The following is an 11,420-nucleotide window of genomic DNA, read 5'->3' as shown; positions in this document are numbered from 1 at the left end:
GTCTAGTCTCCTGCCACCAGCCGCCGGATGGGACCGGCGGCACGCCTGAAACGGGGCCGTTTCAACGGTTCCGGGGTGTCAAAACTTAAGAAGGCGCGGCTGAGGGGCTGCGCCGACAGGGAGAAACTTCATGCTGAAAAACATGCTGAAGGCGACGGCGTTCGCCACCACCATGGCTCTGGCCACGGGCTCCTTTTACACGCATGCTTTTGCCGAAACCGTCTACAACCGCGGGGCCGCTGCCGAGGCGGAAACGGTCGATCCGCACAAGACGTCGACGGTCTACGAAGCCGATATCATACGCGACCTGTTCCAGGGTCTCGTCATGCATGACCAGAAGACGAACCTCATTCCGGGCGCCGCCGAAAGCTGGACGGTCTCCGACGACGGCACTGTCTACACTTTCAAGCTGCGCAAGGACGGCCTCTGGTCGGACGGCACACCGGTGACGGCAGACGACTTCGTCTATTCGTTCCACCGGCTGGAAGATCCGGCCACCGCCGCGGAATACGCTTCGATGCTCTATCCGGTGAAGGGTGCCGAGGACTTCAACACCAAGAAAGGCAAGGCCGAGGATATGGGCGTGAAGGCGATCGACGCCAACACGCTTGAAGTCACGCTCAAGGCGCCGACGCCCTACTTCCTGGAGATGCTGACCCACCAGGCGACCTATCCGGTCAACAAGGCTTCCATCGACAAGCTCGGCGCCGACTGGATCAAGCCGGGCAAGCTGGTCTCCAACGGCGCCTATACGCTGGCGGAGTGGGTTCCCAACGACCATATGAAACTGGTCAAGAACCCGAAGTTCTGGGACGCCGCGAGCGTCAAGCTCGACGTGGTCAACTACATTCCGACCGAGGATCGCTCATCGGCGATGAAGCGTTTCGAGGCCGGCGAACTCGACAGCTACGGTGACCTGCCGACCGAACAGCTCGCCGATCTCAAAACCAAGTTCGGTGACCAGGTCCGCGTGGGGCCATATCTCGGCACCTATTATTACGCGATCAAGACCGACAAGGCGCCTTGGGACAATGTTGAGCTGCGCAACGCCATCTCGATGGCGATCGATCGCGACTTCCTCGCCGAGAAGGTTTGGCAGAACTCGATGCTGCCTGGATATTCGATGGTGCCTCCGGGCATCGAGGGTTACACCCCGGCGCTAGCCAAATACGCGGACATGCCGCAGATCGACCGCGAGGATGAGGCCAAGAAGATCCTGGAGAAGCTCGGCTACACGCCCGAGCATCCGTTGAAGATGGAGATCCGCTACAACACTTCGGAAAACCACAAAAACACCGCGGTCGCCATCCAGGAACAGCTGAAGCCGCTCGGCGTCGAGGTGACGCTGCTCAACACCGATACCAAGACCCACTACGGCTTCCTCGAGCAGAAGGGCAATTACGACGTCGCCCGCGCCGCCTGGATCGCCGACTACAAGGATCCGGAGACGTTCCTCGGCATCTCGCGCAAGGCGAGCGGCAACAACTACTCGAACTACAACAGCCCTGCCTATGAAGCCGCGATGGACAAGGCGGCCGCAGCCGGCGGCAAGCCGGAAGACCGCATGAAGGACCTCGCCGAGGCCGAGCGTATCCTCGTCGACGATGTCGGTGAGATCCCGCTGCTCTACTACAGCTACCACGACATCGTGTCCTCGAAGTTGCATGGCTTCGACGACAACGTCATGGACATCCACCCGTCCCGCTTCATCTCCAAGGACTGACAAGTAACCTTGGCCGTGCCGCCGCTCCTCTTGTGTGGGAGCGGCGGCCGCGGTCTGTCGTCGTGCCGGGCCGAAAGTCGGGTTGGATTTTCAGGCTACCCGGTGCGAAGATCAGAGATGCCAGCGCCACGGTCTCGTCTGGAGAGCTGTCGCCCTGGCTGAAGCGGGGCGCCGATGCTGCGTTATGTCTTCCGGCGGCTATTGACCGCCATACCGACGCTATTCGTCATCGTGACGGTGGCGTTCTTCCTGATCCGCGTCGCGCCAGGCGGCCCGTTCAACCAGGAACGGGGCCTGAGTCCCGAGATCAGGGCCAATCTCGAAGCCCAGTTCGGCCTCAACGATCCGCTCTGGCTGCAATATGTCCATTATCTCGGCAATCTTTTGCGCGGCAGTTTCGGCCCGAGCTACAATCTGCCGGATTTCACCGTCACCGAACTCTTCGCCAAGGGCCTGCCGATCTCGGTGCAGATCGGAACCTCGGCGCTGGTGCTGGCGTTGCTGCTCGGCTCCATCCTCGGCACCATCGCGGCGCTCAACCAGAACAAGCTTGCCGACTATTCGGTGATTGCTCTGGCCACCGCCGGCAGCACCATCCCGACCTTCGTCATCGCGCCGGTGATCCAGCTCGTCTTTGGGCTCTCCTGGAAACTTCTGCCGATCGGCGGCTGGGGCGACGGCGCCTTGATCAATAAGGTCGGCCCGGTGCTGACGCTCGCCTTGCCGCAGATCGCCATCGTCGCCCGCCTGATGCGCGGCTCGATGATCGAGAGCCTGCGCTCGCACCATATCCGCACCGCCCGCGCGCTGGGCCTCTCCGACTGGTCGGTGGTGGTCAAGCACGCGCTGCGGGGCGCCGTGCTGCCGATCGTCTCCTTCACCGGCCCGGCGGCCGCCTCGCTCTTGACCGGCTCGATCATCGTCGAGACGATCTTCTCCATCCCCGGGGTCGGCCGCTACTTCGTCGATGCGGCGCTCAACCGCGACTACACGCTGGTCATGGGAACCGTGGTGGTGATCGCGCTCTTCACCATCGTCTTCAACCTGATCGTCGACCTGCTCTACGCGGTCGTCGACCCGAGGGTGCGCTATGACTGACCTCGCCGTCGCGGTGCCCGAGCCGATCGTCGGCCGCTCGCTCTGGGGCAATGCCTGGGCGCGGCTGAAGCGCAACCGCGCCGCGATGCTCAGCCTCTACTATCTGGCCTTCATCGCCGTCATCAGCGTGTTCGGTCCGATGGTCGTGCCGCATGAATACACCACCATCTATGGCGACTATGTGCGCATGCCACCGAGCCTTTCGGCCTATCCGAAACCTGACATGATCCAGGGTGCGCTGGGTGACGCCATCAAGCGCATGCGCGCCGACATCAAGGAATGGCACCAGGACGGCAATCGTGTCGTCGTCACCATCACCTCGACCAAGCCGATCGACGACCGCAACATCCGCTATCTCGACCGCTCCGACGCCTTCGACGACACCCGGATCGAGAACAAGTCGCCCGACGGCCGCGAGGTGACGATGAGCTCGGCCGTGAAGCAGCAATATTTCTTCTTCGGCACCGACAACACCGGCCGCGACCTGCTCTCGCGCACGCTGATGGCCGGACGCATATCCCTGGCGATCGGCCTGCTTGCCGGCGTCGTCGCCGGTGTCATCGGAGTCATCTACGGCGCAACCGCGGGCTTCGCCGGCGGCAGGGTCGACGAGGTGATGATGCGCATCGTCGACGTGCTCTATTCGCTGCCCTTCATCTTCTTCGTCATCATGCTGGTGGTGTTCTTCGGCCGCAACTTCGTGCTGATGTTTCTGGCGGTGGGCGCTGTGCTGTGGCTCGACATGGCCCGCATCGTGCGCGGCCAGGCGCTGTCGATCCGCCGGCAGGAATATGTCCAGGCGGCGGAAGCCATGGGCGTCGGCCAGCGCGGCATCCTCCTGCGTCACGTCATTCCGAACCTGCTCGGACCGGTGGTCATCTATATGACGTTGCTGGTGCCGCAGGTCATCATCCTGGAAAGCTTCCTCTCTTTCCTCGGCCTCGGCGTGCAGGAGCCGATGACCAGTTGGGGCGTGCTGATCTCGGTCGGCGCCAAGAACATCGGCTACGCCAACTGGCTGCTCCTGTTCCCGGCCTTCTTCCTCGTCTCGACACTGTTCGCGCTGAATTTCGTCGGCGACGGTCTGCGCGACGCGCTCGATCCCAAGGACCGCTGAGATGACCGCTCCCGAAACGATCCTCAGCGTCAAGGACCTGCGCGTCCGCTTCCAGACGCTCGACGGCACCGTCGAGGCCGTCAAGGGCATCAACATCAAGGTCAATGCCGGCGAGACGGTCGCCGTCGTCGGCGAATCCGGCTCCGGCAAGAGCCAGACGATGATGGCGGCGATGAGCCTGTTGTCCTCCAACGGCGAGGCCACCGGCCAGGTCGACTATCGCGGCCGCAATCTTCTGGAGATGACCAAGAGCGAGCTCAACAAGGTGCGCGGCCGCAAGATCAGCATGATCTTCCAGGAGCCGATGACCTCGCTCGATCCGCTATACACCATCGGCAACCAGCTGATGGAGCCGATCCGCCGGCACCGCGGGCTTTCCGCGCCGGCTGCACGGGAAGAAGCGCTGAAGCTCTTGAGGCTGGTGCACATACCCGATCCCGAGCGGCGGATGAAATCCTATCCGCACGAGATGTCGGGCGGCCAACGGCAGCGCGTCATGATCGCCATGGCTCTGGCCAACGATCCCGACATCCTGATCGCCGACGAGCCGACGACGGCGCTCGACGTCACCATCCAGGCGCAGATCCTGATGCTGCTGGCAGAGTTGCAGCGCAAGCTCGGCATGGCGATCGTCTTCATCACCCACGATCTCGGCATCGTGCGCCGCTTCGCCGATCGCGTCTATGTCATGCGTCAGGGCGAAGTGGTGGAGGAGGGCCAGGCGGAAGAGCTTTTTGCCAATCCGCAGCATGCCTACACTAGGATGCTGCTCGCGGCCGAGCCGACCGGCAGCAAGGCGCCGCCGCCGGCCAATTCGCCGGTGCTGCTCGAGGGCCGCAATGTCGAGGTCGTCTTCAAGATCGGCGGCGGCTTCCTCGGCGGCGAGCCGCTGATGCTGCGCGCGGTGGACAAGATCTCGGTCCGGCTGAAGCGCAATCAGACCATCGGCATCGTCGGCGAGTCGGGCTCGGGCAAGTCGACGCTCGGCCGCGCGCTGCTGAGGCTGCTCCCCAGCGACGGCGTCATCCGCTTCAGCGACCGTGACATTTCCGAGGCGGACCGCCAGGCGATGCGGCCGCTGAGGCGCGAATTGCAGCTCGTCTTCCAGGATCCGTTCGGCTCGCTGTCGCCGCGCATGACCGTCGGCCAGGTCATCACCGAGGGCCTTTTGGTGCATGAGCCCTCGCTCACCGGCAAGCAGCGCGACCAGCGCGCCGTCGAGGCGCTGCGCGAGGTTGGCCTCGATCCCAACGCGCGCAACCGCTACCCGCACGAATTCTCCGGCGGCCAGCGCCAGCGCATCGCGATTGCCCGCGCCATGATCCTGAAGCCGAAAGTGGTGGTGCTGGACGAGCCGACCTCGGCGCTCGACCGCTCGGTGCAGAAACAGATCGTCGAGCTGCTGCGCAAGCTGCAGGCCGATCACGAACTGTCCTACCTCTTCATCAGCCATGACCTCGCGGTGGTGCGCGCCATGGCCGACTACATCATCGTCATGAAGCAGGGAAAGATCGTCGAGGAAGGGCCGACGCAGGAGATATTCGACAATCCGCGCGAAGCCTACACCCAGACGCTGATGAACGCCGCGATCGATTCGACACGGTTCCGCATCAGCGCTTGAAGCCGGTCCGGTCCGGCTCGCCTCACTGCGCGGAGGGGCACCTTTGCTTTCGCGTCGCGACGATCACCTGCTGTTGTTGCTGCAGCCTGTCGATCCGCGCGGTTTCGCGGTTGGCGACCGCCGTCTTCACGCGCTCGCCGCCGAGCAACCACGTTGGCACGGAGGTATTGGCGACCTTGCCGCGAGCGATTGCGGTGCGTGAAATATCGGTCGCGGTGTCGCCGACCGCATTGTTGAGCTCGGGGCAGTTCATCTTGTCGTATTTCGCCGGGCTGATCGACGCCGTGGTCGACGAGCAGCCTGCGGCGAGCAGCAGAATGGCGGTCAACATGAGCGGCAAGGCTGTCATCGGCATGAATTTCATTCTTGCTCCTCGGTCGACGCGGTGACGGCGCGAGGCTCAGCATAGCCGCCTCGGGCCATCTTGTCTCAATTGACAGCCTCGAATCCTCTGCTGCGTGCCCGAAGGTCGTCCAGTTGATCACAGAGTCCGGCATCTTCTCCGTGCTCGATCTTGCGGCAGAAGAACGCTCCGGACTTGAGGATGTCCGGAAGATCGGTGCGGGTCAGGAGCTTGGGAAAGCGGCCATTCTCGTCCGTCGCGGTGTAGCGCAGATTGTCGGTCGCGCGGTTGCCCCAGTATTTGCTGTTGCGCAAAAGCATATGGGGCTCCATCTCGTCGGGGATTGCCGTCCACGCAAAGAACCGCTTGATCTCGGGGTCGAGCATTCCTTGCACAACTGTCTCGATCGCTCTGCGGGTGAGCGTGAACCACTGCGAACCGAATGTGGGCAGCAGACCGGCCGGGAGCTTTCGGTCAATGCCCAGCGCGCCTTGCAGGCGGATGCTCGAGAGGCGTTTGCGGCGGGACGATACCAGCCGTTCATATGGCCAATAGCAGGAGAACCTGTTGCTGAGATTGTCGGGTGTTTCGCCTGGCAGTCCTTCATGCGTGACCAGGACGTATTCTTGCGGATGGTTCTGGTGAAGATATGTCGCGAAGTCGTCGATGCTTCGCACGGGATAATCGGACCCGCTTAGCAGCGAACCGTACAGGAATGGGTGATCGAGCAGGCGCCGCAGGGCCTGGAGGGTCGCCTCGACGATAGAGTAGCCTCCCCAGCGGCAGGCCACCATGCTGAACACGTCTACGTTCGGCAGGTCGGAAAGTCGGTTCTGAAAGCTGGCAATTGCCGGAGCGCCAACCCTCGTATCGAGATGGACGACGATCCTGTCCTGTGGCCGCGAGATCGCCCGGATCAGCCGCTCGGTGTGACCGAGTTGGCGGTGAGCCAGGATGGCAAAGCCCAGTCCTATGTCGGTTGCACCACTCCGCACTGTCCCTTGCCCCCTTAAAGCATGTCTCCCGAAAGTGGGAACCGGTTTCGGGACAAAGCCATGCGTAGAATCAAGAACCTAAAGCGCAGGGAGCGAATCTGAAAGATCGCGACGCGCTTTAGTCGCTCGCACAGCCTTTGCCGATCTTCGGGCTACCCGCAACGTGGTTCGTCGCCGCCGGTGCCGATGTCAAGAAATTCGTGGCCGAAGCGATGGCTTCGGGGAGCATTCCCTCGAGGGAGATTTCGGCAAATAGCCGAAGCGTTGTTTTTCTGGTGGCAGCGGCGCGACACGGCGGCTGCCGCCCAGGCTCTTTAGACCTCGGATAGGTTTTGCCTATATTCATCGGAGAAAAGGAGCAGGAAAGTCATGACCGAAATCTGGCGATCACTCCTCGCTAATCTTGCCCTGGTCTCCATCCTGGTCGTCGCTTGGGACCTTTTGGCTGATTTTACCGGACGTCTTCCACGGCTGATACAGTCGCTGCTTCTCGGCGTGGTCATGTGCGCTGGCTCGGTCATCTCCATGGCGACGGCTTTGTCCGTCTCGGGCTTCGTCGTCGATCTGCGCGCCGCCTTCATTGGCGCGGCCGCCTTCTTCGGCGGATGGCCAGCAATGTTCGTCGCGACCGCCGGCTCCATTGCCTATCGCGCCTATCTTGGCGGGCAGGGCACGAGTGTGGGCATCATGAGCATCCTGATCACGGCCGTCGCTGGGCTGGCTTGGCACCATGTCGTCGCGGTCCGCTCGCGTACCATGCTCGACATACTCGGCCTCGGCGTGACGGTCGCGCTTGCCGGGCTGATCACGCTTGTGGTCATTCCCCAGCAGGTCCTCGCAGGCTTCCTTCAGCAGAGCACGCTCCCGTCCGTGGTGTTCCGGTTCATCGGCACCTTCATCATCGGCGTGTTGCTCGATCGGCAGCAGCGGCGTCGCGATCTCACCATGTCCAACATGATCTACCGGGCCATGGTTCGCGAGCTGCCGGATTGCCTCAACGTGAAGGACGCCGCCGGCCGCTTCGTCGTTGCAAACCCGGCCACCGCCGAAATGATGCGCGCCGCCTCGGCCGACGACCTTATCGGCAAGACGGATTTCGATTTCTATCCGAAGGATGTGGCCGAGCGCTTCAGGCAGGATGAAATAGGCCCACTGGAAACAGGGCAGACACTTCGCATCGACCAGTCCGCGCTTTTCCCGGACGGCAGCCAGGGCTGGCTCTACACCTTGAAGGCGCCCTTTCGCGACGAGACCGGCAAGGTCGTCGGCGTTATCACCTACAACCGCGACATCACCGAGCAAAAGAAAAACGCGCAGCTCAAGAACGACTTCATCTCGACCGTCAGCCACGAACTGCGCACGCCGTTGACATCCATCCGCGGCTCGCTCGGGCTGATCGCGGCAGGCGTCGCGGGCGAATTGCCGCCCAAGGCCGCCAATCTCGTCAACATCGCCCACAACAACAGCGAGCGGCTGGTCCTTCTCATCAACGACATCCTCGACATGGAGAAGATCGAATCGGGCGTCATCAGCTTCAAGATCAAGCAGCTGCCCCTGCGTCCGGTCCTGGAGCAGGCCATCGCCGCCAGTTCCAATTACATGGCCGAGAGCAGGATACGCATCGTCCTGGTCGACGATGCGCCGCGCGCGGAGGCCAATATCGACCCTGACCGCCTGCACCAGGTGATGGCGAACCTCCTGTCCAATGCGATCAAGTTTTCCGATCACGGCGGCACCGTGATGGTGAAGCTGCAGCGCCGCGATCGCGACATGCTGCGCGTCTCCGTGATCGATCAGGGCGCCGGCATTCCCGAAGCGTTCCGCAGCCGCATATTCGGCAAGTTCGAGCAGGCGGACGCGTCCAGCACCCGCAGGAAGGGAGGCACGGGTCTCGGCTTGAGCATCGTCAAGACCATCGTCGAAAAGCTGGGCGGCGCTGTTTCCTTCGAAACGGAGGAAGGCAAGGGAACGTCGTTTCACGTCGACCTTGCCGAAGCGCAGAGGCAAGAGGCGAAACCGGTCCTTGTCGAGCGCCGGTCGAAGAAGCGCGATCGCCGCCTGCGTGTCCTGATTTGCGAGGACGAGCCCGATGTCGCCGCGGTGATCGCAGCGCTTCTCGACGCGGAAGGCTTTTCCAGCGACGTCGCCCCCGACATCGGCACCGCCAAGGCTCTCCTCGGCTCCCGCGATTACGTGGCGCTGACGCTCGACATCAAGCTGGCGGGGGCATCCGGCATCAAGCTCTTCCATGACATCAGGGCGTCGGAGGTCAATTCCGACATTTCGGTCATCGTCATCTCCGCCGTCGCCGATGAGGCCAGGCGTTCGCTGAACGGCACTGCGGTCGGCATCGTCGACTGGCTGGAAAAGCCCGTGGATCCGAAGCGTCTTCACGCCGCCTTGGCCAAGATCGTCGGCCGCAGGGTCGAGCCGAAGCCGCGGATCCTGCATGTCGAGGACGACGAGGGCGTGCTTGCGGTGATGTCGGAGGGACTGGGTTCGGGTGTCTCGATCACCTCGGCGAAAACGCTGAAGGACGCACAGCAGGCGATCGCGAACCATCGCTTCGATCTGGTCATCCTGGATATCGCGCTCCCCGACGGATCGGGGTTGGACCTGCTTGCCGATCTGCCGCTCGAAACAGGGGTCATCGTGTTTTCGGCGGCGGAGCTGGACGACAAGCTGGGCGATCGGGTCCAGGCGGTCATGACCAAGACCAAGGCGTCGGAGATCGACGTCGCAAAGCTGGTCAGGAACATGTTGGCTTCGGCCCGCGACGGCGCGGGAGCCACCGCGCAAGCTAAGGAGTGACCCTTATGCCGGCAAGGATCCTTTATGTCGACGACGAGGACGACATCCGCGAAATCGCTCAGATGTCGCTGGAACTCGAGCCGGAATTCGAGGTGCGGTCCTGCGCTTCGGGCGCCGAGGCGCTGGTTGAAGCGGCGGCATGGCAACCCGACCTCATCCTGCTCGACGTGATGATGCCGGACATGGACGGGCCGGAGACGCTGAAGCGCCTGGCTGAATCGCAGCCGACGGCGACCATACCCGTGGTGTTCATCACGGCGCGCACCCAGACGCACGAGGTCGAGCGCTATCTCGCCATGGGAGCGGCGGGCGTTATCGCCAAACCCTTCGACCCGCTGGCGCTTGCCAGCGAAGTGAAGAGGCTGCTTGCGTCGCGCGCCGGTGGCCCGGCGGCCTAAAGCATGTCTGCCGAAAGTGGGAACCGGTTTCGGGACAAAGACATGCGTAGGATCAAGAAGCCTAAAGCGCAGGGAGCGAACCTGAAAGATCGCGACGCGCTTTGGCCGCGAGAGCGCCTACAGTGTCGGCAAGCCACACCCTAGTGTTTACACCTCCTATACCATGGGCCGATATTCATCTACTGATTGCATCGAAATGCGGCCGCTGCGAATCGGCTTTGTCTATGATTTGCGCGGTCTCATCCGCATGGACCGCGTTGGCGGATGTCGGTTCATGGGTTGGTTACTCCGGGGGGCAACGAGGTGTAAACCGGAGTAGGACTGGTGGATGGAGCGAAGGCTAGAGTTCTGATCTGCGACGATGATCCCTTGTTGCTCGAGCTGATGGAATTCAGGCTGAGGGCGAAGGGATACGACGTCGTCAAGGCTGTCGACGGGGCGGAGGCGCTCGACAAGGTACAGCGGGACGCCCCCGATGTCGTCGTGCTCGACGCGATGATGCCGAAGGCCGACGGCCTGGAGGTGCTGGCGCGCATCAAGGGCGACCCAGCCTTGTCTGACACGCCGGTGGTCATGCTGACGGCCCGCAAGAGCCAAAAGGACATTGTCTCGGCCCTGGACAAGGGCGCCGACGACTATCTGGTGAAGCCGTTCATCCCCGAGGAGCTTTTGGCCCGGCTGGCGCGTCTCATCGCGCGCAAGAGCGGGAAGCGCTGATGCGGCGCGGCCGGCGCTTGAGCTTTGCCGCATGCCTGATCCTGGCCGTTGCCGCCGCTCCGGCCGCGTCGTTGGCGCAGACGGTGGACGAGCTCTACGCTTCGGCCGTCAAGGCGAGGCAAGCGCAGCATTTCGACGAGGCTGCCGACCTGCTCAGGCGCGCGCTGGCGCTCAAGCCCGACAATGCCGACGCGCTGGTCCAGCTTGGCTTCGCCGAGCTCGGCCGCAACAACCTTCCAGCGGCGCGCGACGCCTTTTCCAGGGCGCTTTCCATTGCCCCGACTTATCGGGATGCTTCCTTCGGCGTGGCCGAGGTCGAGTTCCGGTCCGGCAACATGGACGCCGCCCTGCCGCTGGCCGAGCAGGTCGCCGAGGTCGATCCGGCCAATGCCGATGCCGCAAAGCTGGTCGACAACATCCGCAAGGCGAAACGGGCGGCTGCCAGCAAGCCGAAACCGGCTGTTACGGCCCAGGCGGTGATGAAGAAACCGCATCGCCGGCCCGATCCCGTCCCCGGCTTGATGGAAGAGGGCAGGCGCCTGCGCCAGGCAGGCAGGCTGCCCGAGGCGGAAAAGGTCTATCGCCGCGCCCTCAGGC

The 11,420-nt window shown here is 63.1% G+C and carries 10 protein-coding genes; 8 read left to right on the top strand and 2 right to left on the bottom strand.

The window, feature by feature from the left end; translation table 11 throughout:
* Positions 1-130 precede the first annotated feature (130 nt).
* From EOD07_RS08215 to EOD07_RS08200, 4 genes are all read left to right on the top strand, one after another.
* Positions 131-1,723, top strand: coding sequence for a peptide ABC transporter substrate-binding protein (locus EOD07_RS08215; RefSeq protein WP_073987066.1), 1,593 nt, complete (start codon positions 131-133; stop codon positions 1,721-1,723).
* 174 nt (positions 1,724-1,897) lie between these two features.
* Positions 1,898-2,821: an ABC transporter permease subunit gene (locus EOD07_RS08210; protein ID WP_127234946.1), complete on the top strand. Its 924-nt coding sequence runs from the start codon at positions 1,898-1,900 to the stop codon at positions 2,819-2,821.
* Positions 2,814-3,938 carry an ABC transporter permease subunit gene (locus tag EOD07_RS08205; RefSeq protein WP_041005562.1) on the top strand — a complete coding sequence of 375 codons (1,125 nt, stop codon included), beginning with the start codon at positions 2,814-2,816 and terminating at the stop codon, positions 3,936-3,938. Before EOD07_RS08210 ends, EOD07_RS08205 begins: the two co-directional genes overlap by 8 nt.
* A gap of 1 nt (position 3,939) precedes the next feature.
* Positions 3,940-5,559: an ABC transporter ATP-binding protein gene (locus EOD07_RS08200; protein ID WP_127234943.1), complete on the top strand. Its 1,620-nt coding sequence runs from the start codon at positions 3,940-3,942 to the stop codon at positions 5,557-5,559.
* A 22-nt stretch (positions 5,560-5,581) separates the two neighbouring features.
* Here the strand turns inward: EOD07_RS08200 and EOD07_RS08195 are convergent, their stop codons facing one another.
* Together EOD07_RS08195 and EOD07_RS08190 are read right to left on the bottom strand one after the other, a co-directional pair.
* On the bottom strand, positions 5,582-5,923 hold the full coding sequence (locus EOD07_RS08195; RefSeq protein WP_348627740.1) for a hypothetical protein: 342 nt from the start codon (positions 5,921-5,923) through the stop codon (positions 5,582-5,584).
* Between the two features lie 65 nt (positions 5,924-5,988).
* Positions 5,989-6,897 (bottom strand): beta-1,6-N-acetylglucosaminyltransferase, encoded by a 909-nt coding sequence (locus EOD07_RS08190; RefSeq protein WP_127234941.1) that lies wholly within the window; start codon positions 6,895-6,897, stop codon positions 5,989-5,991.
* A gap of 369 nt (positions 6,898-7,266) precedes the next feature.
* On the opposite strand from EOD07_RS08190, the gene EOD07_RS08185 reads away from it, so the two are divergent.
* The 4 genes from EOD07_RS08185 to EOD07_RS08170 all read left to right on the top strand — a co-directional run.
* A complete protein-coding gene (locus EOD07_RS08185; protein WP_127234938.1) occupies positions 7,267-9,708 on the top strand; it encodes an ATP-binding protein in 2,442 nt (813 codons plus the stop codon).
* A gap of 5 nt (positions 9,709-9,713) precedes the next feature.
* Positions 9,714-10,106, top strand: a complete 393-nt coding sequence (locus EOD07_RS08180) for a response regulator (protein WP_127234935.1) — start codon at positions 9,714-9,716, stop codon at positions 10,104-10,106.
* 324 nt (positions 10,107-10,430) lie between these two features.
* Positions 10,431-10,823: a response regulator transcription factor gene (locus tag EOD07_RS08175; RefSeq protein ID WP_127234932.1), complete on the top strand. Its 393-nt coding sequence runs from the start codon at positions 10,431-10,433 to the stop codon at positions 10,821-10,823.
* The coding region (locus tag EOD07_RS08170; RefSeq protein WP_127234929.1) for a tetratricopeptide repeat protein at positions 10,823-11,420 on the top strand (598 nt) is incomplete at its 3' end. The genes EOD07_RS08175 and EOD07_RS08170, both read left to right, overlap by 1 nt.

The organism is Mesorhizobium sp. M2C.T.Ca.TU.002.02.1.1 (assembly GCF_003997225.1).
Note: the sequence above shows the minus strand (reverse complement) of the source record. Positions and strands in the feature narration are given on the sequence as shown.